This is a genomic window from Candidatus Sulfotelmatobacter sp., from assembly GCA_035504415.1.
Classification (GTDB): Bacteria; Vulcanimicrobiota; Vulcanimicrobiia; order Vulcanimicrobiales; family Vulcanimicrobiaceae; genus Vulcanimicrobium.
Genome location: DATJRY010000012.1, coordinates 43,451 through 65,051, shown reverse-complemented (window position 1 = coordinate 65,051; position 21,601 = coordinate 43,451). Strand labels below are relative to the sequence as shown.

The following is a 21,601-nucleotide window of genomic DNA, read 5'->3' as shown; positions in this document are numbered from 1 at the left end:
CGTTCAGCCTTCGGCGCGCCCGGGCGCAACCTCTGTCGGCAGGGCCACGCCCGGTTGCCCAGGGTCCGCATGCTCGGCGAGTCCGCGCAGCGACCGGTACATGCCGGTCAGACCGATCGCGAAGAACCCGTAATAGGCGATGTTCAGCAGGAACGCGAGCGCGATGCACGCGCCGCCGACCACGAGCAGCGTCACGGGGGGCATCTGTGGCGGCACGCCCGAGCTGGGCCCGTATCCGAAGAGGCCGAACGCGAGCGAGAACGGCGCGAACACCAGCGAGATCGCGTATTGCAGCGCGACCAGGATGAGGATCGTGAGCGCGGACTGTCCCGGCCAGCGACGAACCAGCGCGAACGACTCTCTGAACGCCTCGATGCCGTTGCGATCCGCCGTCACCGCGGGGATGACGTAGATCGAGAAGAGCAAGAGCGCCCACACCGACGCCGTCAGGGTCGGAATGGCGAGCACGAGCGCGAGGATCTCGAGCACGACGAAACAGACGCTCGCGACGATGAGGTGACCGATGCGCCGCAGCGTCGTCGAGACGCCCGCGCCGACCGACGCCGCGCCGCGCGTCCAGAGCGCGTTCGCCATCGCGAACGCCGCCGCCGTCCCCAAGCAGCACAGGAGCACCGTGACGGCTGCGCCGAGCACGCACGCCAGCACCAACCCGGCGGCGTAGTCGTCCAATTGCGCCTTCGGGTGCGCCACGGCCCAGGTCAGGAGCAACGCGAACGGCACCATCAGCGGGATGACGAGCAAGAACGGCACGGCGATCGGGACGAGGATCGTCGGGTTCGCGCGAAACAGGCGCCACGAGCCGCCCAGCAGCGCGTCGATCGAGAGCGGTTGCGGCGCGGTGGGGTTCATCGCAGAGCGTCCTCTTCTTCGTCGAGATCGTGCAGGAGCGCGCCGTAGACGCTCGCGCTGCGGGCTTGCAGCTGCGCGAGGTCGCCGTCGTTCTCGATGACGTAGTCGGCCATGACGCGCGCACGCTCCGGATCGATCTGGGCCGCCATCCGGCGCTCGACCGCCTCGCGCTCGGTCGCATCGCGCGCGATGACGCGCGCGATGCGCACGTCGTGCGGCGCGACGACCAGCACGGTGCGATCGCACGCGCGCCAGAAGTCGCCTTCGAACAAGAGCGGGACGACGTGCACGACGACGCCGGGGGGCGCTTCGCGCTCGCGCAGGTCGCCGAGCGCGCGCACCAGCGGGTGGGTGATCGCGTTGAGCGCGGCGCGCGCGGACTCGTCGGCGAACACGATCGCGGCGAGGGCCGGGCGGTCGAGCGCGCCGTCGGCACGAACGACCTGCGGCCAGCGCGCCGCGATCGCCCGCAAACCGGGGCTGCCGGGCGCGACGACGTCGCGCGCCAACACGTCGGCGTCGACGATCGTCGCGCCGAGCTCGCCGAACGCGGTCGCGACGGCGCTCTTTCCGGAGCCGATTCCACCGGTCAGGCCGACGCGCAGCTTCCTCGCCCGCACGGGCCAACGTTTGACGGACGACCGTCCGTTCGCTCCTCGGCTCGTAAAAACGAAGATTTTAGGCCGGCTCGCTCGTCCCGAGAGTAGTGACACGGTGCGTGCCGAAGGGCGTCCGAACATCATGGATCAGTCGACCCCCATCGCCGCCGCCGAACCGCCCGTCCCTGAACCGGTCGGGCGGGACCCGATCGCCTCGGACGTCGCCGCGGTGACGGACGTCGAGCCCGAGCCGAGCGAGGTGCTCGCGGTGACCGACGTCGCGACGCCGCTCGCGGCGGCCGAACCGGCGCTGACCGACGTCGCGGCGGACGCTCCGCCCGAGCCCGCACTGAGCGACGTCGCGCCGGTCGCCGAGCTCGAGGTCACCGTCCCGGTCGCGCCGGCCGAGGCCGCGCCGGTCGAGGCCGCGCCGGCCGAAGCCGCCGAACCGGCGGTCGAGGGTGCCGCGCCGGCGCCGGCCGACGGTGCCGCGCCCGCGGCGCCCGCGAAGAAGCCCGGCGACGAGCAGCGGCGGTTGCGGGCCCAACAGGCGTGGGATCGCGTGGTGGCGGCCAAGGCGAACAACGACGTGCTGACCGGCACGGTGACCGTCGCCGTCAAGGGCGGCCTGCTGGTCGACGTCGGCGGCATCCGCGGCTTCTTGCCGGCCTCGCAAGTACGCGTCGTGCCGGGCGCGGCGATCGAGACGCTGGTGCGGACCAAGGTGCCGCTGCGCGTCATCGACGTCGACAACGACCGGCGCCGCATCGTCGTCTCGCACCGCCGCGCCGTGGAGGACGAGCGCCGCGCCAAGCGCGCCGAGGTGCTCAAGTCGCTGGCCGTCGGCCAGGTGCGCGAAGGCATCGTCGCCCGCATCGCCGACTTCGGCGCGTTCATCGATCTGGGCGGCATCGACGGCCTGGTGCCGGTGCGCGAGCTGGCCTTCGAGCGCGTCGACAAACCGTCGGACGTCGTGCAGATCGGCGAGACGATTCAGGTCGAGGTCCTGCGCATCGAAGAGAACGGCAAGAAGATCTCGCTCTCGCGCAAGAACGCGCTGCCCGATCCGCTGCGCGACCACGCGGCGCTGCTCAAGCCGGGCAACGTCATCGAAGGGACCGTGGTCGCGAAGGAGCCGGGCCTGCGCGTCGAGATCGCGCCCGGCGTGGTCGGCGGCGTGCGCGAGAGCGACGCCAATCCCGAGGACTACGAGCTCGGCGAGAAGATCGAGGTCGCGGTGCGCTTCGTCGACCGCCGCACGCGCCGCATCAGCCTGACGATGCCGCATCTGCAGCGCGAGAACGTCCAGCAGCAGCAGACCTACGCGACCTCGAGCGGCTTCGCGCCGCTGGGCGTCGAGCTGAGCACGCGCGGCAACCGCCGCTGAGTGGCTTCGGGCTTCGCCCGATCCGCCCGGTCGAAAAACGAGAACGGGGAGGCATCGCTGCCTCCCCGTTCTTTTCGTCCGCGCGAGCGGTCAGGCGATCAAACCTGGCCGAGCTCCACGCCGAGCGAGCCGAAGCCGTCCTCGACCGGGAACTCACCGATGTCCTCGAGCGGCACGTCGGCGACGTGCTGGATCGAGCCGGTGATGCGGCGCGTGCCGTTGTTGATCGTGAGCAGCGTGACCTCGACCTCTTGGCCGGGGCTGTACTGCACGGTGGCGTCGAACTCGCCCTTCGGCACCATCGCCAGCACGCCCGGGACGATCTCGACGAGGAGATAGTTCGGGGTGACCTTGACGATCTGCGCGATGAGCTTGTTGCCTTCCCACAGCTTGTCGGCGTGCTCGACCCACGGGTCGGGCAGCGCGTGCTTGAGGGAGAGCGAGACCTTCTTCGCCTCGGGATCGAACTTCATGACTTCGACCGAGACGGTGTCGCCGATCTTGACGACCTCGGACGGGTGCTTGATGCGCGCGTACGAGAGCTCGCTGTTGTGGATGAGGCCGTCGATGCCGCCGAGGTCGACGAACGCACCGAACTCCGCCAGACGCACGACGACGCCGTCGCGAATCTGACCGACCTGCAGCGTGCCGAGCAGCTCTTGCTTCTTCGCGTTGAGCTCTTCCTCGAGCACTTGGCGCTGCGAGAGCACCACGCGGTGGCGCTTGTGGTCGAGGTCGATGACCTTCAGGCGCAGCTTCTTGCCGACCAGCTCGTCGAGATTGCCGACGGGCTGACGACGGATCTGCGAGGCCGGAACGAACCCGCGCATGCCGAGGTCGACGAGCACGCCGCCCTTGACGACCTGCGTGACGGTCGCTTCGATCACTTCGTCGTTCTCGTGCGCTTCGATGACCTTTTCCCAGGTCTTCAGCGCGCGCGCGCGACGCTCGCTCAGATACAGCTGACCGTCCTGCTCATCGATCCGGTGGATCATGACTTCCAGGGTGTCGCCGACCTTGAGTTCCTTCGGCTCGATCGCGAGCGAGAGCTCACGAAATGGAAGGATGCCTTCGGACTTGCCGCCGATGTCGACCAGGAGCTCGTCCTGATACTTGGCGACGATGACGCCCGTGAGGACTTGGCCCTCGTCGAGGACCTTCAAGGACTCTTCGTACAAGCGCTGCTCGAGCGCGAGTTGGTCTTCTTCTTCGTTCACCGCCGGCACCGGCGGATCGATCGTGGTGGAAATGAGTGTTGACTTCCTTCGTCTATATTTTTATTTTTGGCAGCCTCGGCACCACCAGGTACCGCGCTGACCGAGGACCGTGCGTACGATGGGTTTCCCGCAGCGATGGCACGGTTCGCCGAGGCGACCGTAAACGGCGAGCTGATTTTGAAACCCGCCGCGCAGCCCCTCAGCGTCGACGTAATCGTCGACGCTGGTCCCGCGGGCCGTGATGGCACGCTGGAGAACGTCTCGGATTGCGCCATGGAGCCGGCGCCTGGCCGGCTTGCTGATCGAATGGGACGGTCGGCTCGGCCGGATCCCCGCTTCCCATAAGGCCTCGCACGCGTAGATGTTGCCAACCCCCGCAATACGCGATTGGTCGAGCAAGAACGCCTTGATCGGCGTGCGACGCCCGTCCAGCATACTCACAAAGGCCTCGCTGGTAAACCCCTCAGAAAGCGGCTCGATCCCGCCGTCGGCGTCCCAGGCGTCCCCGGCAGCAAGCAAGCGCATGCGGCCGAAGGTGCGGGCGTCGGCGAACGCCAGGCGCGTCCCGTCGGTGAACGTGACCAGGACGTGCGTGTGTGGGTATGGCTCGGTCGCCCCTTCCGGCTGAACGATCAAGCGTCCGGTCATCCGGAGGTGGACGGCCAAGCGCCGGCCCGAGGCCAGCTCCATGACCACGTACTTGCCGCGCCGGCCGACCGCGGTGATCGTCTCTGCGGCCAGGGCCTTGGCGAAGTCCTCGCCCGCCGGGGCAACGACGATCCGCGGCAGCGTCACCCGCACGGACGCCACCGTCTTGCCGGCGACCGCGCCGGCGAGGCCGCGCGCGATCGTCTCGACTTCCGGAAGCTCTGGCACCTCGTACCAGAACCACCGGCTGGCCGCGGCCGTTGCGGCGCGCTACTCGGCCGACAGGTGCGGGAGCGCCAGCTTCACGCCGGGGGTGATGCCCAGCCGGTCGGCTTCGCCGGACGCCAACTCGATCACGTAGGCGCCGCTGCCGCCGCGGCGCGGGATCTGGGCGTCGGGCGTCTGCGGCGTGGTGGACGGCACGTTGGCGGCGATCGACGAGACCGTCCCGTCCTGCTTGACGAACACCATGTCGAGCGGCGTGATCGTGTTCTTCATCCAAAACTGCAGCGGCTGATCGCCGCCGGCGAACACGAACAGCATCCCTTCCTTGGCCGGCACGTCTTTGACGAACATCAGTCCCTGCTCGCGCAGCTTGCCGCTGGTGACGACGGCGAGCTTCATGGTGTCGCGCGGCGCCTTGACCGCGAGCGGCGCGCAGCCGCTGGACGGCAGCGGGATCTGCACGCAATAGGGCACGTTCAGGTGCGCTTGCGCGGTGGCGAGCGGGAGCAGCAGCAGCGCGGAAGCGAGACGGAGCGGCGTTCGCACAGCCGGCCCTTCGCCAATTGGCCAAGAGGGCTCCCGCCCGGCTCACGAAAGTTTCAGCGATGCTGACGGATGCCGAGCGCGACAAGCTCTTGTTGAGCTACGCCGCCGAGCTGGCGTGGCGGCGACGCGGTCGCGGCTTGCGGCTGAACTACCCGGAGGCCGTCGCGGTGCTCAGCTCGTTCGTGCTCGAAGGCGCGCGCGACGGCGCGACCGTGGCCGACCTGATGGACCGCGGCCGCACGCTGCTCTCACGCGAGGACGTCATGGACGGCATCCCCGAGATACTGACCGAGGTGCAAGTGGAAGCGACCTTTCCCGACGGCACGAAGCTCGTCACCATCCACGAGCCGATCCCGTGATCCCGGGCGAGATCGTCACCGCCGAGGGCACGATCGCGCTGCGCGCCGGGCGCGCGCGGACGCGCGTGCTGGTCAACAACTCGGGTGACCGGCCGATCCAGGTCGGCTCGCACCTGCACTTCGCCGACGTGAACGACGCGCTGATCTTCGACCGCGACGCGGCACGGGGGATGGCGCTCGACGTTCCCGCCGGAACGGCGGTGCGCTTCGAGCCGGGGATCGAAAAAGAAGTCGGGCTGGTCGCGCTGGGCGGCGAGCGGCGCGTCGTCGGGATCCGGTTGCGGTGAACATCGATCGGGCGGCCTACGCGCGTTTGTACGGACCGACGGTCGGCGACCGCATGCGACTCGCCGACACCGATCTGTGGATCGAGATCGAACGCGACTACGCCGTCTACGGCGACGAGATCGTGTTCGGCGGCGGCAAGGTCATTCGCGACGGGATGGGACAGCACCCGACCGCCACGCGCGCCGGCGACGGCGTGCTCGACACCGTCATCACCAACGTCGTCGTCGTCGACGCGGTGCTCGGGATCGTCAAGTGCGACGTCGGCGTGCGCGACGGACGCATCGCCGGGATCGGCAAGGCCGGCAACCCGCTGCTGCAGGACGGCGTGACACCCGGCATGATCGTCGGCGCCTCGACCGAGGCGATCGCCGGCGAGGGGATGATCCTGACCGCCGGCGCGATCGACGCGCACATCCACCTGATCTGCCCGCAGCTGGTCGACGCCGCGATCTCGAGCGGGGTGACGACGATGCTCGGCGGCGGCACCGGGCCGGCGTCCGGCACGGCCGCGACGACCTGCACGCCCGGCGCGTGGCACCTGCAGACGATGTTCGCGGCCACCGACGCGTTACCGGTCAACGTCGCCTTTCTGGGCAAGGGCAACGCCTCGGGGGCCGACGCCTTGCGCGAGCAGGTGCGCGCCGGCGCCTGCGGCCTCAAGCTGCACGAGGACTGGGGCTCGACGCCGGCCGCGATCGACACGGCGTTGCGCGTCGCCGACGAGCTCGACGTCCAGATCGCGATCCACACCGACACGCTCAACGAGACGGGCTTCGTCGAGGAGACGCTGCGCGCGATCGCCGGGCGCACCATCCACACCTACCACACCGAAGGCGCCGGCGGCGGCCACGCGCCGGACATCATTCGCGTCGCCGGCGAGCCGAACGTGCTGCCGTCGTCGACGAATCCGACTCGGCCGTACACCGTCAACACGCTGGCCGAGCACCTCGACATGCTGATGGTCTGTCACCACCTCGATCCGGCGATCCCCGAGGACGTCGCCTTCGCCGACTCGCGCATCCGCGGCGAGACGATCGCCGCCGAGGACATCCTGCACGACCTGGGCGCGATCAGCATGATCAGCTCGGACTCGCAAGCGATGGGGCGCGTCGCCGAGGTGATCATGCGCACCTGGCAAACCGCGCACAAGATGAAACTGCAACGCGGCTCGTTGGCGGGCGACGGCGAGCGGCGCGACAACGAGCGCGTGAAGCGCTACGTCGCCAAGTACACGATCAACCCCGCCATCACGCACGGCTTCTCCGACCACCTCGGCTCGGTCGAGGTCGGCAAGCTGGCCGATCTGGTGCTGTGGAACCCGGCGTTCTTCGGCTTCCGGCCCGAGCTGGTGCTCAAGGGCGGCATGATCGCGTGGGCCGCGATGGGCGATCCGGCGGCCTCGATCCCGACGCCGCAGCCGCGCCGCATGCGGCCGATGTGGGGCGCGTACGGCCGCGCGCCGCAAGCGATCGCGCTGACCTTCGTCTCGCAGGCGGCGCTCGACGACGGCCTGCCGGAGCGCTCGGCCGGCGGGCGCCGCTTCGTCGCGGTGCAGCGCACCCGCGCCATCGGCAAGACGGCCATGATCCGCAACGACGCGCTGCCGCACATCGAGGTCGACCCGCGCACCTACGACGTGCGCGCGGACGGCGAGCTGCTGCGCTGTGAGCCGCTGGCCGTACTGCCGCTCGCGCAGCGCTACGCGCTGTTCTGATGCTGGCGCTGCTCGAAGCCCCACTGGGCAATCTGGCAACCTTCCCGCTCGGCGCGCGCGCGCTCGAACGGGTCCCGGTGCGCAGCGACGACTGCGCGAAGCGGCTGCTGCGCTTGGCGTGGAGCGGCGGGGAGATCGGCTTGCGCTTCGGCGGCGAGCGTCGCCTGCACGACGGCGACATCGTCCACGCCGACGAACGGCTGGTCGTCGCGGTCGCGGTCGAGGCCGACGACGTGCTGGTCGGACGGCCGCCGACGATCGCCGCGGCGCTGGCGCTCGCGCACGCGCTCGGCAATCGTCACCTGCCCGTGCAGGTGGTCGACGACGCGATCGTGGTGCGGTACGACCCGCTGTTGACCGCGCTGTTCGGCGAGCACGGCGTGCCGGTCGTGCGCGAAGCGCGCGTGGTGCCGCCGTTCCGCCATGCGCACGCGCCGCACGGTCACGACGACGACCATGACTGAGCTGACGGCGCTCTTGCAGCTGGCGGACGCGGCCTTTCCGGCCGGCGCGTTCGCGCACTCGTTCGGCCTGGAGACGGCGATCGCCGACGGACGCGTCGGCGACGAAGCCGCGCTGCGGGCCTGGATCGCGGACTACCTGCGTGGCATCGTCGCGCCGCTCGACGGCGCGGCGTTCGTCTTGGCGCTGCGCGACGGCGTCGCGATCGCGGCGCTCGACGAGCGATTGGCGGCCGCGCAGGCCAACGCCGAGCTGCGCCGCGGCAACGCGCACCTCGCGCGCGCGACGCTGGCCAGCTACGCGGCGATGGAGCTGCGCTCGCCGGCCCTGAGCGCCTACGCCGACGCCTTGGCCGCGCAGCGCTGCGCCGGCCAGCACGTCCTGGCGGCCGCCCTGGGCTACGCCGCCTGCGGCATCGGCTGGCAGACCGGGCTCACGGCGCACGTGACGACGACGGTGGCGACGCTGGCGTCGGTCGCGGCGCGTGCCGTTCCGCTCGGTCAGCGCGCGGTCGCGCACGCGCGCTGGGCGCTGCGCGCCCAGATCGACGACGCCGTCGCGCGGGCGGCGCGGGTCCGTTCGCTCGACGAGCTGGCGATCGGCGCGCCCGCGCTCGAAATCGACGGCTTGCGCCACCGCCGCCTCCACGGCCGGCTGTTCGCGTCGTGAGCGCCGCACGCGTCGGAATCGGCGGCCCGGTCGGTGCCGGCAAGACCGCGCTCGTCGAAGCGTTGGCACGGCGCCTCTATCCGCGCGTCGACCTGGCGGTGGTGACCAACGACATCTACACGCAAGAGGACCGCGACATCCTCGTGCGCAGCGGCTGCTTGCCGCCCGAGCGGATCGTCGGCGTCGAGACCGGCGGCTGCCCGCACACCGCGATCCGCGAGGACGCGTCGATGAACTTGCAGGCGATCGCCGACCTCGAGCGCCGCTTTCCCGCGTTGGCGCTGACGATCGTCGAGAGCGGCGGCGACAATCTGGCCGCCACCTTCAGCCCCGACCTCGCCGACGTGACGATCTACGTGATCGACGTCGCCGGCGGCGACAAGATTCCGGCCAAGGGCGGTCCGGGGATCAGCCGCGCCGACCTGCTGGTCATCAACAAGATCGACCTCGCGCCGCACGTCGGCGCCAGCCTCGAGCGGATGCGGCGCGACGCCGCCGCGGCGCGCGGCACGCGCCCGTTCGTCTTCACCGATCTGCGCCACGGCGTCGGCGTCGACGACGTCGTCGCGTTCGTCGAACGCGCGGCGTTGCTCGACGCCGCGCGGTGAGCGCGAACCGGCTGCTGCTCGAAGCGCGCGCCGCGGGCGGGCGCACGCTGGTCTCGCGCATTCGCGCCGACGGCTTGCTGCGCGCCAGCCGGCCGTTCCGTGAGGGAACGGCCAGCCGCGTCGTCGTCGCGCACTTGGGACCCGGGATGATCCGCGGCGACGCGTTCGCGATCGGCGGCGAGGTCGCGCCCGGCGCGCACCTGGTCGTCGCCGGACAGATGGCGACGCGCGTGCTCTCGGGACCGGAGCCCGCGACGCACGACGCACGCTGGCACGTTCACGCCGGCGCACGACTCGAGCTCCGACCCGAGCCGGTGCTGGTCAGCGGGGGCGCGGCCTACGTCGGAACGACGACGCTCGTGCTCGAGGACGGCGCGAGCGCGACGGTCAGCGAGATCGTGCTGCGCGAACGCGGCGCGGCGGTCCGCACGACGATCGTCGTGCGACGCGCGACGCGCCTCGCGCTCGTCGACGCGCTCGCGATCGACGCGGAGGCGCCCGCGGCGCCGGCGGTCGGCACGCTGCTCTTCCTCGCCGACGTCGACGTGGGGGCGCTCGATGCGTGCGCCGACGCGATGCCGGACGTGCGCGTCGGCATCGGCACGTTTCGCGAGGGGGACGTGCTCCTGCGGGTCACCGGGGCCGGCGTGCGTGAAATCGACGCGGCGCTCCGTGTCTTGCGCGCCATGGCTCAAAAGGGCTAGAACACGCCTGCTTTGTACGGCTACGTACGCCAGCGGTGGTATGCCACAGATGCGACCTACGTCGCATCTTCATATTCCTCCCACCAAGCCTGGGAGCGGGCGCAGGAATCCTTAACGCTAATCAAACATTGTGCGGCACGCCTCGCTGACCCGGCATAAGTTTGGTGGCAGGGGCGTTGCTGCGCGCCCTATTCGGGCGGCGGAGGCTTTGAGCAGGGTGTCTTTCATTCGAACACTGCGACGTTCTGCACGCGCTGTCGCACCAATGCTGGTGGTTTCACTAGCGCTGTCTGCTTGCGGCGGGCGGATGGGATCGTTGCCCTCGGCTGGTACGCCGAGCGGGACGAACCCCGATGCGACCATGCGCACCGCGGCGTCGATCTCGGTTCCCCACACGTTTGGGTCCCTTGCCTTCACTGACGCTGGCCGGCGCGCGGCAAGCGCTCCCACCTCCATCGCGATCACGCTCCAGTACAACCACCAGGCGGAGCTGGACGCTTTCGTCGCGGCGGTCAGCGACCCGCACTCGCCGCAATACCACCAGTTCCTCACCCAGGCGCAGTTCAACGCGATGTACGCGCCGACGCCCGAGCAGGAACAAGCGGTCCTGAGCGATCTGCAAAAGGCCGGCTTCACGATCACCAAGCGCTATCCGAACCGCACCGTCATCGACGCGACCGCGCCGAGCTCGACGGTGGAGCACTACTTCAACACCCAGATGCACACGGTGCAGCAAGGCAAATACGGCACGCGCTTCGCGAACCTGACGGCCGCCACCGTGCCGAGCACGATCGCGAGCCTGGTGAACACGGTCTCGCTGAGCAACGTCGTCATCGCGCGCACGCAAGTCGAAGCGGCGCAAGACGCGTTGGCGCAGGCCAACCGCACCGCGATCGCGCCGCAGCGCACCGTCAGCGCCGCCTCCGTGCGCAAGCCGATGGCGATCGGCAAGAACGCGACCAACGTCGTGCAGGATCCGGGCTTCGAGTCCGGCGGGTTCACGTACTGGTCGCAGTGCGGCAACGTCAACGCCAAGATCTCGACCGCCAACCCGCACACCGGCAAGTACTCGGAGCTGAGCGGGTCGACGACCTCGGAGCCGAACGGCGACGCGGGCGTCTGCCAAGCCGTGACGATTCCCTCGAGCGGCGTGCTCTCGTTCTGGGTCTGGCAAGAGACGAACGAAGTCAACACCGAGTACTCGTGGCAGGAAGCCGACCTGCTCAACTCGAGCGGCGATATCGTTCACAACTTCTACACGACCGTCAACAACACCAAGACCTGGACGCAGCTGAGCTACAACGTCTCGGCCTACGCCGGACAGACGCTGTACCTGTACTTCGGCGTCCACGGCGATCCGGACGGCACGCTCTACCAGAACTTGCAGTACGTCGACGACGTCTCGCTGACCAGCGGCTCCGCGACGCCGACGCCGACGCCGGCTCCGACCGCCACCCCGACCGCGACGCCGACGGCCACCCCGACGCCGAAGCCGACCGCGACGCCGACGCCGGGCGGTTCGCCGACGCCGACGCCCAAGCCGACGGCCACCCCGACCGCGACGCCGGTCCCGACGGCCACGCCGACCGCGACGCCGACGCCGACCAGCGGCTGCAACGGCTCCGCCGCCGACAACGGTCCGCTCACGAACTCGAGCGGCACGCTCGCGACGGGTGTCGCCAAGGCGTTCGACTTCCCGGTCCAGCACGGCTGCAACGGCGCCGGCTACACCGCGGCCGTCATCATCGACGACCCGGTGAACACCAGCTACGTCGCGAGCTACCTGAGCGCGGCGCAAGTCACGCAGACCGGCACCATCACCAACGAAGCCGTCGACGGCGGCGGCAGCGGTGACGATGCCGAGACCGACCTCGACGTGCAGACCATCTCGGGCCTGGCGCCGGGTGCGAACATCATCGTCTACGACATGGGCTCGCTCGCCGACCAGAACATCGAAGACGCCTACAACCAGGCGCTCAGCGATGGCAAGGCCAGCGTCGTGAACTCGTCGTTCGGTGGCTGCGAGTCGAGCGACACCTCGTTCGAGAGCGCGACCAACTCGATCGCCGAACAAGGCGCGTCCGAAGGCGTCACCTTCGCCGCGTCGGCCGGTGACTCGGGCAGCAACGAGTGCGGCAGCGACGACAACGCCAAGGGCGTCAGCGCCCCGGCCGGCGACCCGTACTTCGTATCGGTCGGTGGGCTGAACTTCACCGAAACCTCGGCGGGCGTCCTCGAGACGGTCACGATGGGCAGCGAGAGCGGCTACTCGGGTGGTGGCGGTGTCTCGACGGTCGTCGCGCTGCCGAGCTACCAGAGCGGCATCACCGGCATGATCACGACGGGCCGCAACCAGCCGGACATCTCGCTCCCGTTCGACCCGGTCGCGGTCTACACGGGCGGCGCGTTCGGCGACTACCTGGGCACCTCGTGGTCCTCGCCGCAGTTCGTCGCCCTGATGGTCACGGCGAACCAGGAACACGGCTCCAAGCTGGGCTGGGTGAACCCGACCCTCTACAGCCTGTTCAAGTCGACCGGCTACAGCGACTACTTCACCCCGTGCACGTCCGGCAGCAACGGAGCGTACTCGTGCAGCGCCACCGAGTACAATCAGGCCGCCGGTATCGGGGCCCCGAAGGGCTGGGCGCTCGCGCAAGCCCTCTGATCCGAATCGCCGCGGCGGGTGTCGCGGCGAGCGCGGAAACGCGGGCGGGGTCGTGCTACGGCACGGCCCCGCTTCGCTTTTCAGCCGAGCTCAGCCGACGGTCTCCTCGATCGCCTCGTCGACGTCGTAGCTCTCGACGTCGTACCAATTGGCGCCGCTCTTGAGCGTCGCCTCGATCGGAACGCTCAGCTCGAGCGCGTGCTCCATCTCGTAGCGGACGAGCCGCGCGACGGCGTCCAGATCGCGCTCGCCGACCTCGAAGATCAGCTCGTCGTGGATCTGCAGCAGCATGATCGCGTCCAAGCCTTCTTCGCGCAGTCGCCGGTCGACGCGTACCATGGCCAGCTTCATGAGGTCCGCGGCCGAGCCTTGCAGCGGCGCGTTGGTCGCCTCGCGCTCGGCGGCGGCGCGCAGCATGTAGTTCTTCGCGCGCAGGTCGGGCATGTAGCGCCGGCGGCCCAGGATCGTCTCGACGTAGCCGCGCTCGCGCGCTTCGTCGAGCGAACGCTCGATGTAGTCGCGCACGCTGGGGAAGCGCGCGAAGTACGCCGTCGTCATCTCCTTGGCTTGCGCGCGCTCGATCTCGAGCCGCTGCGCCAGACCGAAGTCCGACATCCCGTAGAGCAGGCCGAAGTTGACCGACTTGGCCATGCGGCGCTGGTTGCCGTCGACCTCGGCGAAGGGGCCGACGTCGAAGATCTGCCGCGCGGTGAAGTCGTGGATGTCCTGACCTTCGAGGAAGGCCTGTCGCATCGCCGGATCGCCGCTCAGGTGCGCCATCAGGCGCAGCTCGATCTGCGAGTAGTCGGCGGCCAGCAGCACGCGGCCGGGCGGCGCGACGAAGGCCTTGCGGATGCGCCGGCCGATCTCGCTGCGCACCGGGATGTTCTGCAGGTTGGGGTTGGTCGAGCTGAGCCGCCCGGTCGCGGTGGCCGTTTGGCGGAAGACCGTGTGCAGCCGTCCATTCGCGTCGACCAGCTCGGGGAAGACGTCGATGTAGGTGTTCTTGAGCTTGGAGACCTCGCGGAACTCTTGCAGCAGGCGCGCGATCGGGAAGCCGCGCAGCCGCTGCAGCTCGGCGTCGTCGGTCGACCAGCCGGTCTTGTTCTTCTTGCCGGCCGGCAGGTTGAGCTTATCGAACAGGATGCGGCCGAGCTGCTGCGTGCTGCCCAGGTTGAACTCTTCACCGGCCAGCTCGTAGATCTCGGCGCGCAGACGGTCGACCGCGGCGTCGACCTCGACCGCGATCTCGCGCAAGGCGGACGGGTCGAGCGCGATCCCGACTCGTTCCAGTCCGGCCAGCACGCTCGCCAGCGGCAGCTCGACGTCGGCGTACAGCGCGAGCTGATTGCGGCGCTCGAGCTCCTCGCGCGTGGTGCGCGCCAAGAGGCCCGCCGCATCGGCCGCCGCCGCCGGTTCCTCCGGCAGCACGCGGTCGAGAAACTCGCTGGACGCTTGCGCCTCGTCGACGAACGCGCGCGAGGGGTTGAGCAGATGGGCCGCCAGCATCGGATCGTCGCCGAGCGCGCGGATCGGCAGCCCGAGCGCGCCGATCATCGCCTTGGCGTCGTACGCCACCAGCTGCGGCACGTTCTCCCACAGCCGGGTGAACGCGGCCCGCACTCCGCCGACCTCGAGCGTGGAGCGCAGGAACGCGAACGCCTCATGGTCGTCGGTCGAGACCGCGATCGCATCGCCGCGCAGTGCGAGCGCGACCCGCTCGCGCCGCGCCGCCGCGTCGAGCAGGGTCGCGATCCGCGTCGCGTCGGCCGGTTCGGTGACCGCGGTGTAGCTCTCGTATCTTCCCGCCAGCAGCTCGTCGGACGCGATCGGCACCGGCTCCGCGGGCGGCTCGAGCTTGGCCAGCAGCGTCTTGAACTCCAGCTCGCGGTAGAGCTCGTAGAGGGCGTCGTTGCCGGGCTGCACGTAGCGCGCGGCGTCCCAGTCCAGCGCGATCGGCAGGTCGCGCTTGATGCGTGAGACGTCGCGGCAGACGCGCGCCGTCTCGCCGTGCTCTTCGATCGCGGCGATCAGCTTGGGCGTCCCCGCCAGCGCGGGGTTCGCCAACAGCGCGTCGAGCGAGCCGGCCGCTTTGATCAGCTTGATCGCGGTCTTCTCACCGATGCCGGGGATGCCGGGCAAGTTGTCCGACGGATCGCCCTTGAGGCCGCGGTAGTCGGGCAGCTGGCGCGGCTCGAGCTCGAAGCGCGCGCGCACCGCCTCTTCGTCGTATCGGCCCAGCTCGGTGATCCCGCGCCGCGTCGTCAGCACGGTCGTGCGCGCGTCGACGACCTGCAGCAGGTCGAGATCGCCGGTGACGACCAGCACCTGTTGGCCCTGTTCTTCCGCCTGCTGCGCGAGCGTCGCGATGACGTCGTCGGCTTCCTCGCCGTCCATCTCGACGACCGGAATGCCGTACACGGCCAGGATCTTGCGTACCAGCGCGAACTGCGAACGCAGCTCGTCCGGCGTCTCGGTCCGCTGCGCCTTGTACTGATCGTAGAGCGCCAGCCGCGCCGCCGGCAGCCCCTTGTCGAAGGCGGCGATCACGTGCGTCGGCTTCTCGTCGTTGATGATCTTGGTCACCATCATGGTGAAGCCGTAGGCGGCGTTGATCGGCACGCCGCGCGTTGTCGTAAGCGAGGGCAGCGCGAAGAACGCGCGATAGACCAAGCCGTAGGTGTCGAGCAGCATCAGCCGCGCGCCTTCCGCGGAGAGTCCCAGCTGCTCGGCCTTCGCCATCACTGCACCTCCAGCGCCAGCGTCGCCGCGCCGACGTCGCCGTCGTCGGACACCTTCAGCACCGAGACGACGTAGCGGCCGGGATCGGTCGGCAGCGTGAGGTCGAAGCCCTCGCGATCCGAGCGGTCGATGCGCCACACCAGCGCGCGTTCGGCGGCCGCGCCCAGCACCTGCGCGCTCTGCTCGCCGCGTTCGCTGGCGGCTTGGTCGAGCGCGGTCGAGCTGCGCGGCGTCACCGAGCCGTGCCAGGCCGGATCGGGTGAGGCCGGATTCTGCGTCGTCGTGCCGGTGCCGGCCAGCACCTGCGGCGCGTCCTCGAACGACGCCCCGCCCGACGCGCGCGCATCCGCCAGCCGGATCGCCAACGTCGCGCCCGCGTGCTCGCCGTTGTCTTCGATCGCGACGTGCGCGACCGCACCCGGCGCGTAGGACGTCTGCGCGGTGGTCAGCGTCGTCGCGCGTGCGTGGCCGGGGCCGTCGATCGCGATGCGGTGGGTGGCGAACTCGAGTGCGCCGTCGCGCACGAACGCGACGCCGACCGCCGCGTCGCCGACCGTTTCCGGCACGACGAACGACGCGCCGGCGTGGCCGCCGCTCGCGGAGACCGTCTGTTCGCCCATCGACCGGGCGCCTTCGAGGTCGATGAACGCGTCGCCCACCGCGCCGCTGAGCGAGGCCTGCACGGTCACCCGCTCGCCGACGGTGTAGCGCTGCTTGTCGGTGACGATCGACGTCTCGACGCTGCTCTGCGAGCCGGCGTCGCCGAGCAGCGCTTGCGGCGCGACCGTGACGGCCGCGACGTCGAGCGCCGACGCCGCGCCCACCGTCGCGCGCGCGTACACGAGGTTCGTGCCCGGCACGATGTTGCGGAAGATGGCGTGGCCCTTGCCCTCGGCGTCGAGCGTGATGTGCTGCTCCTGCTGCATCGGTCCGTGCGCGATCTCCACCGTCACCGCGAGGCCGGCGATCGGCCGGCCGTCGGCGGCGTCGAAGCCGCGCACGTCGATCGCGGCTGGCTCGTCGAGCGCGAGCTGCGCGCGCTCGGCGCTGACCGCGAGCGCGAACGGGGCCGTCGGCGTGACCACGCGCCCCGAGGCGCTCGCCGCGCCGCTGGTCGCCAGGATGCCGTAGGTCGACGCCAAGCCGTCGCTGGGCGCGGGGATCGTCGCTTGCGCCACGCCCGCGGCGTCGGTCTTCACGTGCAGGTCCGCGATCTGCGTGGTCGCCCAGCCGCCGGCGTTCTGGGGCGTGCCCGGCGCCGCGACGTGCGGTGAACGCACGACCTGGACGCGCACGTCGCGCCCGGCGATCGGCGTGCCGTCGGGATGCTTCGCGGTGATCGCGATCGGAATCGGCGAGGCGGCCGGACAGGGGCCGCCGCACGCCGGCGCGATCGCCAGCACGACGTCGGCTCCGACGCCGTCGACGTGCACGGCCGCGCCGCCGCTCGCGCCGGCGACGGTGGCGAGCACGGCGGCGTCACCGGCCGGCGCGTCACCCGGCACGACGAGATCGACCGCGAACGCGCCGGCCGCGTCGAGGTGCGCGTTCGCCGCGGCCAGCGAGCGGCCGCGCACGAGCAGCGAGACGCGCGCCTCGCCGGCGGCCGGCCGATACGCGGTGCCGACGCGGTGCCGCGCGAAGCCGACCACGCGCAACGAGTCGCCCGCGCGCACGTCGCCGCGATCGGTTCGCACGCCGACCAGCGTCGCCGGGACGGGCGCCTGCGGCAAGAACGAGACGAACGTCTTGCTGCGCCCCCATTCGGCCAGCGCGAAGCGCGGCCGCTGCGAGCCGCTCCAGCGCGCGATCCCGTGCGCGTCGGTCTTGCCGTACTGGAACGCATTGCCGACCAGATAGGTGATGCGCATGCCGCTCAGCGCGCGGCCGGTGCCCAGGTCCACGCCGTAGAGCAGAATGCCGCCCGGCGACTCCTTCGTCAGCAAGCCGACGCGGGTGACGTCGAGCCACGTCTGCTGCACCGCGGCGCCGCGACGCGCTTCGATCACGAAGAAGCCTTCGTGATTCTGCAGCGGCACGTCGACGTCGTTGGGCGTGTACCGCTGCCCGGCCGGCGGCGTGAAGCGCCAGCGCGCGACCGGCGTGCGGTGGGTGGTGTCGAGCGGCCGCGAGCGCGAGCCGCCCGCGATCAGCACTTCGGCCGGGTCGACGTCGTAGGCGGCGAAGTCGACCGGGGCGCCGCTGTAGGTGTCCAGCCGTACCGAGATGCGCTTCCACGGCACGCTGACGTCGCGCGCGTACAGCGCGAAGGTGCGATCCCACTGACCCGAGTCGGGTAACGGCCGCGCCGCGCGCACCGGAGCGATCGCCGAAGCGATCAGCAGCAGCGCCAGCAGCGCACTCAGTCGCGCGCGCATGCTACGGATCGTACTCGATCGTCCCGGACAGGCTCGGATCGGTGGTGCGGAATCCGAGCACGTACTCGCGCTTCTCGTTCACCAGCAGTCGCTGGCGCGAGTTGCTGATGCCCAGCAGGGCCGACGAGCCGGTGTCGGTCGCCTGATAGCGGTTGCCGGCGCGATCGATCAGGAAGAAGTGCGCGATCTGCGGGGTGAGGTCGTGGCCCAGATCGTTGGTCAGCTCGACGCGCGCGACGACGTAATCGAGCGTGCCCCCGCCGGTCTGTGCCGAGGCGTCGGTGCTGGGGACGACGTGGGTCTCGATCACCCGGACGTCGCCCAGGCCGCGAAACGGCGGCGCCACCGGGGGTGCGCTGGGCTTGCCGACGGCGAGCATGGCGAGGGACGCCACCAGCGCCGCCACGCGGGAAAGGGACATCGCGCTCGCGGCGTTCGGCGGCTCGCCGGAACCGTCCCGCGCCGAGGTAGTCCTCGCCGAATCCGGGAACACAGTGACGGTGGCCGATGACACCTCGGCGGGGAACCAGACCTCGACCCGCTGCCGTTCTTGCGGTACCGCCGATACGGACCGTCGCTCGCTCGACTTGGACGAGCACGGGACGACGTTCCAAGTGATCGTCGCCTGCGCGTCCTGCGGCGCCGTCTTCGCGGCCCTCTCGAGGAACTAAAAGCAACACCCGTGCGTATCGTCCTTCTCTCCCTCGCGCTGCTCGTCGCGACCGCCGCCGCGGCGCCGGCGGCCACGCCCGCTCCCGCGCCGAAGCGCATCAACGTCGAGGCGCTGCAGCCGCGTTCGCTGCTGCCGAAGAAGCCGCTCCACACCGAGTTCGTCGTCGAGGTGAACAAGTACGGTCAGGTGACGCGCGTGCGCTCGGGCAAGGCCAGCAGCGATGCCGCCTACAACTCGCACACCTACGGCAACGCGCTGCAGATGTTCATCCGCACCGACGACGGTCGCGCGATCTCGGGCCTCTACCGCGTCACCTACGACTACAACCCCAAGACCGCGCGCATCCGGCGCAACGTGACGATCGTGCGCGCCGGCGGCACCGACCCCAACGCGATCGGCGCCGCCAACGCGATGATGGCGGTCGCCCGCAAGTACGGCCAGAAGGCGAAGAACGCACCGACGGTGCAGGCGACGCCCGTGCCGCTGATGACGATCAATCCCAAGCGGCTGCCCGACTTGCCGCAGGTCATGAAAACGCCCGCGCCCTAGCAGAGCGACGATGACGGCGGCGGAGGGGACGGGCTGATGGGGCGCCGGTACCGACCGCAAAAGACGCGCGGGTCGGCCGCCGACGACCTGATGGCGTGGTACCTCAAGGACCGCGCCCGCACCGACGCGCGCATCGACGCCGATCTCGAACGCTCGTGCACCTCGAAGCAGCAGTATGCGAGCGAGGCGGACGCGCACGCCCACGCGCTGATGAACGGCATGGGCAACGTGCTGTACTCCTACGAGTGCCGCTACTGCGGCTTCTGGCACCTCACCCGGCGACCGACGTGACGCCGCTGCGCGTCGCCGCGCTGCTCGCGATCGTGGCCGCGCTGGGCTGCGTCGCCGAGCCGGCGGCGCCGCCGGAACGCCCCGCCGCCGATCCGGCCGCGAGCGCCGACGCGACCCGCGCGCTGGGCGGCAAGACCTCGCTGCGCTTCCACGTCGCGCGCGCCTGGTATCTCGACGCGCACGCCGAGGAGTTCGACGCGATGCGCGAGTTTCGCGCCGCCATCGCCGCCGGCGAGGCGATGCCGCCGGCGCGCGTCGACGGCTATGCCCGCCTGCCGCTGAGCGTACGACTCTACCGCGCCGGCGACGTCGCCGGGGCGCGCGCGCAGTGGCAGATCTCGCTCGGCGACGCGGTCGCCTACGACGAGGGCGAACCGGCGACGCAGGCGCCGTGTCCGCCGGCGCAGGTGCTCGCCGCACGCGCGGCCGGCAAGCGCAGCGACGTCGAGCGGACGCGGGACGCGTGGCTGACCGTGCTCGATCTCGACGAGCACGGCCGCGTCGCGCCGTGGCGCGCCGAAGCGCTGCGCGCGTTACTTCGGCTCACGGCGGACCGCGCCGACGCCGCTAACTCGGTGCGGTCGTCTTGACCTTGTCGGCGTTGGCGGGGTCGAACGTCCACCGGTCGTCGACCTCGAAGATCTCGAACCAATTGCGCAGCTGCGGGTACTCGTTGAGGACCGGATAGCGCGGGAGCACCTGCGCGAAGTGCTCGTCGTCGCGGATCGCGCGCACCCGCAGCCGTTCGTTGATCTCCGTGAAACGCGTCACGTCGACGCGAGCGACCAGCCAGGCCAGCACCTCCTCGTCGCTCGACGCGTCGCGCACGGCGGCGGTGAACTCGTCCTCGGTGATGCCGAGCCACTCGAACAGGTAACCCGAGATCCCGGGCGCGACCTTGTAGTAGCCCAGCGTCCCTTGCAGCTTCGCCCGCACCTTGTCGATCGTGCGCGGGAGAAACAGCAATCCGCCCAGTTCCGCGCGCGGACTGCGCGGCGGATGCGTGCGCAGGTCCGCGTCGGGATACGGCAGCGCGATCTCCGCGTTCACGGCGCCTCTTGCTCGCTGCGATAGGCGCCGATCGCGCGCAGCACCGGTGCGTCGTCGAAGCGGAACAGGTACGCGTCGGTGGCCGGCGTGTGCTGGTACCGCGTCCAGGCCGGGACGCAGAACGTGTCGCCGCGCTCCCAGCGCAGCGTCGTCTCGCCGACCTTGGTCGTGCCGTGCCCCTCGTAGACGTGATACACGACGCCGGCCGTCTCACGGCGGAGCGGAGAGCTGGTCTTGCCCGACAGACGTTCCGCGGCCGCGCCGATGACGCTCGAGATGGCGCCGCCGCGATCGCGGTGGCGGTACTCGGCGTACCCGAACGGCCCCGGCTGCTCGTCGAGCACGGCCTGCATCTCCGCCCACGGGTACTTGAGGTGCGAGTCGCCCGCCGCGGGCGTGGACGGATACTGCTCGGATGAGTACGGCTGCGCGAAGTTGGCCGGGAAGAACTGGTAGACCGGCAGGTCGAGGCCGTCGAGCCAGATCATCGGCGTCTTGCCCTCGTGACCGTGGTCGTGGAAATCCCACTGCGGCGTGAGGATGACGTCGCCGCGCGCCATGGTGACCTTCTCGCCGCCGACCGCGGTGAACGCACCGTCGCCTTCGATGATGAAGCGCAGCGCGAACGCGACGTGGCGGTGCGCGCGCGCGATCTCACCCGGCAGGATCAGCTGCAAGCCCGCGTACAGCGTGTCGGTCGTCTGCGGCGCTTTCAGCGCCGGGTTGACGAGCATGAAGACGCGGCGTTCGGCGTCCTTGGTGCCGACCAGCCGGCCCGAGCGTTCGAGCAGCGGCCGCATCTCGGCGTAGCGCCACAGGTGCGGGACCGCCTTCGGTTCGGGGAACGGCGGCACCATGGATTCCATCTGGGTCCACAGCGGCTGCGCGTCCTGACCGGCCGCATCGGTGAAGAGTTGGTCGAGCGAATCGGTGGCGATCATGGTGTGCTCCTGCGGG

Annotated in this window: 22 protein-coding genes; 12 read left to right on the top strand and 10 right to left on the bottom strand. The window is 70.5% G+C overall.

The genetic code is table 11. From position 1 onward, the window contains the following. Positions 1-3: 3 nt before the first annotated feature. Together VMD91_10010 and coaE are read right to left on the bottom strand one after the other, a co-directional pair. A complete protein-coding gene (locus VMD91_10010; GenBank protein HTW84390.1) occupies positions 4-870 on the bottom strand; it encodes a hypothetical protein in 867 nt (288 codons plus the stop codon). Continuing rightward, the gene (gene coaE / locus VMD91_10005; protein ID HTW84389.1) at positions 867-1,490 is read right to left on the bottom strand and encodes a dephospho-CoA kinase; all 624 of its coding nucleotides are present in this window, start codon (positions 1,488-1,490) and stop codon (positions 867-869) included. Before coaE ends, VMD91_10010 begins: the two co-directional genes overlap by 4 nt. Positions 1,491-1,584: 94 nt before the next feature. On the opposite strand from coaE, the gene VMD91_10000 reads away from it, so the two are divergent. Beyond that, entirely contained in the window at positions 1,585-2,856 is a 1,272-nt protein-coding gene (locus tag VMD91_10000) for a S1 RNA-binding domain-containing protein (GenBank protein HTW84388.1), read from the top strand. A 98-nt stretch (positions 2,857-2,954) separates the two neighbouring features. On the opposite strand, the gene VMD91_09995 is transcribed toward VMD91_10000, so the two are convergent. The 3 genes from VMD91_09995 to VMD91_09985 are packed head-to-tail and all read right to left on the bottom strand — an operon-like array spanning position 2,955 to position 5,492. Further along, positions 2,955-4,082 carry a S1 RNA-binding domain-containing protein gene (locus tag VMD91_09995; protein HTW84387.1) on the bottom strand — a complete coding sequence of 376 codons (1,128 nt, stop codon included), beginning with the start codon at positions 4,080-4,082 and terminating at the stop codon, positions 2,955-2,957. A gap of 51 nt (positions 4,083-4,133) precedes the next feature. Then, the gene (gene mutM, locus VMD91_09990; GenBank protein ID HTW84386.1) at positions 4,134-4,949 is read right to left on the bottom strand and encodes a bifunctional DNA-formamidopyrimidine glycosylase/DNA-(apurinic or apyrimidinic site) lyase; all 816 of its coding nucleotides are present in this window, start codon (positions 4,947-4,949) and stop codon (positions 4,134-4,136) included. Positions 4,950-4,991: 42 nt separating this feature from the next. Beyond that, a complete protein-coding gene (locus VMD91_09985; protein HTW84385.1) occupies positions 4,992-5,492 on the bottom strand; it encodes a DUF192 domain-containing protein in 501 nt (166 codons plus the stop codon). Positions 5,493-5,551: 59 nt separating this feature from the next. Here VMD91_09985 and VMD91_09980 point away from each other — a divergent pair, with 59 nt between their 5' ends. From VMD91_09980 to VMD91_09945, 8 genes are all read left to right on the top strand, one after another. Then, positions 5,552-5,851, top strand: a complete 300-nt coding sequence (locus VMD91_09980) for an urease subunit gamma (GenBank protein HTW84384.1) — start codon at positions 5,552-5,554, stop codon at positions 5,849-5,851. Continuing rightward, positions 5,848-6,138 carry an urease subunit beta gene (locus VMD91_09975; protein HTW84383.1) on the top strand — a complete coding sequence of 97 codons (291 nt, stop codon included), beginning with the start codon at positions 5,848-5,850 and terminating at the stop codon, positions 6,136-6,138. The genes VMD91_09980 and VMD91_09975 overlap by 4 nt, the downstream gene beginning before the upstream one ends. Further along, the gene (ureC, locus tag VMD91_09970; protein ID HTW84382.1) at positions 6,135-7,853 is read left to right on the top strand and encodes an urease subunit alpha; all 1,719 of its coding nucleotides are present in this window, start codon (positions 6,135-6,137) and stop codon (positions 7,851-7,853) included. Before VMD91_09975 ends, ureC begins: the two co-directional genes overlap by 4 nt. Beyond that, entirely contained in the window at positions 7,853-8,317 is a 465-nt protein-coding gene (locus tag VMD91_09965; protein HTW84381.1) for a hypothetical protein, read from the top strand. The genes ureC and VMD91_09965 overlap by 1 nt, the downstream gene beginning before the upstream one ends. After that, entirely contained in the window at positions 8,310-8,984 is a 675-nt protein-coding gene (locus tag VMD91_09960; protein HTW84380.1) for an urease accessory UreF family protein, read from the top strand. The genes VMD91_09965 and VMD91_09960 overlap by 8 nt, the downstream gene beginning before the upstream one ends. Beyond that, a complete protein-coding gene (ureG, locus tag VMD91_09955) occupies positions 8,981-9,592 on the top strand; it encodes an urease accessory protein UreG (protein HTW84379.1) in 612 nt (203 codons plus the stop codon). The genes VMD91_09960 and ureG overlap by 4 nt, the downstream gene beginning before the upstream one ends. Then, a complete protein-coding gene (locus tag VMD91_09950; protein HTW84378.1) occupies positions 9,589-10,296 on the top strand; it encodes an urease accessory protein UreD in 708 nt (235 codons plus the stop codon). The genes ureG and VMD91_09950 overlap by 4 nt, the downstream gene beginning before the upstream one ends. 307 nt (positions 10,297-10,603) lie before the next feature. Then, positions 10,604-12,961, top strand: a complete 2,358-nt coding sequence (locus VMD91_09945) for a S53 family serine peptidase (protein HTW84377.1) — start codon at positions 10,604-10,606, stop codon at positions 12,959-12,961. A 90-nt stretch (positions 12,962-13,051) separates the two neighbouring features. On the opposite strand, the gene polA is transcribed toward VMD91_09945, so the two are convergent. The 3 genes from polA to VMD91_09930 are packed head-to-tail and all read right to left on the bottom strand — an operon-like array spanning position 13,052 to position 18,502. Beyond that, positions 13,052-15,703 carry a DNA polymerase I gene (gene polA / locus VMD91_09940; GenBank protein HTW84376.1) on the bottom strand — a complete coding sequence of 884 codons (2,652 nt, stop codon included), beginning with the start codon at positions 15,701-15,703 and terminating at the stop codon, positions 13,052-13,054. Then, positions 15,703-18,081: a hypothetical protein gene (locus VMD91_09935; GenBank protein HTW84375.1), complete on the bottom strand. Its 2,379-nt coding sequence runs from the start codon at positions 18,079-18,081 to the stop codon at positions 15,703-15,705. Before VMD91_09935 ends, polA begins: the two co-directional genes overlap by 1 nt. 1 nt (position 18,082) lies before the next feature. Continuing rightward, a complete protein-coding gene (locus VMD91_09930; GenBank protein ID HTW84374.1) occupies positions 18,083-18,502 on the bottom strand; it encodes a hypothetical protein in 420 nt (139 codons plus the stop codon). Between the two features lie 261 nt (positions 18,503-18,763). On the opposite strand from VMD91_09930, the gene VMD91_09925 reads away from it, so the two are divergent. From VMD91_09925 to VMD91_09915, 3 genes are read left to right on the top strand one after another with little or no spacing between them, the layout of a single operon-like run. Continuing rightward, positions 18,764-19,303, top strand: a complete 540-nt coding sequence (locus VMD91_09925; protein HTW84373.1) for a hypothetical protein — start codon at positions 18,764-18,766, stop codon at positions 19,301-19,303. Between the two features lie 36 nt (positions 19,304-19,339). After that, positions 19,340-19,594 (top strand): hypothetical protein, encoded by a 255-nt coding sequence (locus VMD91_09920; GenBank protein ID HTW84372.1) that lies wholly within the window; start codon positions 19,340-19,342, stop codon positions 19,592-19,594. After that, entirely contained in the window at positions 19,591-20,184 is a 594-nt protein-coding gene (locus VMD91_09915; GenBank protein HTW84371.1) for a hypothetical protein, read from the top strand. Before VMD91_09920 ends, VMD91_09915 begins: the two co-directional genes overlap by 4 nt. Here the strand turns inward: VMD91_09915 and VMD91_09910 are convergent. Further along, positions 20,162-20,644 carry a DUF5069 domain-containing protein gene (locus tag VMD91_09910; GenBank protein HTW84370.1) on the bottom strand — a complete coding sequence of 161 codons (483 nt, stop codon included), beginning with the start codon at positions 20,642-20,644 and terminating at the stop codon, positions 20,162-20,164. The genes VMD91_09915 and VMD91_09910 overlap by 23 nt on opposite strands. Then, positions 20,641-21,585, bottom strand: coding sequence for a cupin domain-containing protein (locus tag VMD91_09905; GenBank protein HTW84369.1), 945 nt, complete (start codon positions 21,583-21,585; stop codon positions 20,641-20,643). Before VMD91_09905 ends, VMD91_09910 begins: the two co-directional genes overlap by 4 nt. Between the last annotated feature and the right edge of the window lie 16 nt (positions 21,586-21,601).

Coding starts and splice junctions, on each gene's coding strand:
- VMD91_10010 (HTW84390.1), bottom strand. CDS start 870: ATGAACCCCACCGCGCCGCAACCGCTCTCGATCGACGCGCTGCTGGGC.
- VMD91_09980 (HTW84384.1), top strand. CDS start 5,552: ATGCTGACGGATGCCGAGCGCGACAAGCTCTTGTTGAGCTACGCCGCC.
- VMD91_09965 (HTW84381.1), top strand. CDS start 7,853: ATGCTGGCGCTGCTCGAAGCCCCACTGGGCAATCTGGCAACCTTCCCG.
- VMD91_09960 (HTW84380.1), top strand. CDS start 8,310: ATGACTGAGCTGACGGCGCTCTTGCAGCTGGCGGACGCGGCCTTTCCG.
- VMD91_09945 (HTW84377.1), top strand. CDS start 10,604: ATGGGATCGTTGCCCTCGGCTGGTACGCCGAGCGGGACGAACCCCGAT.
- polA (HTW84376.1), bottom strand. CDS start 15,703: ATGGCGAAGGCCGAGCAGCTGGGACTCTCCGCGGAAGGCGCGCGGCTG.
- VMD91_09935 (HTW84375.1), bottom strand. CDS start 18,081: ATGCGCGCGCGACTGAGTGCGCTGCTGGCGCTGCTGCTGATCGCTTCG.
- VMD91_09930 (HTW84374.1), bottom strand. CDS start 18,502: ATGTCCCTTTCCCGCGTGGCGGCGCTGGTGGCGTCCCTCGCCATGCTC.
- VMD91_09920 (HTW84372.1), top strand. CDS start 19,340: ATGGGGCGCCGGTACCGACCGCAAAAGACGCGCGGGTCGGCCGCCGAC.
- VMD91_09905 (HTW84369.1), bottom strand. CDS start 21,585: ATGATCGCCACCGATTCGCTCGACCAACTCTTCACCGATGCGGCCGGT.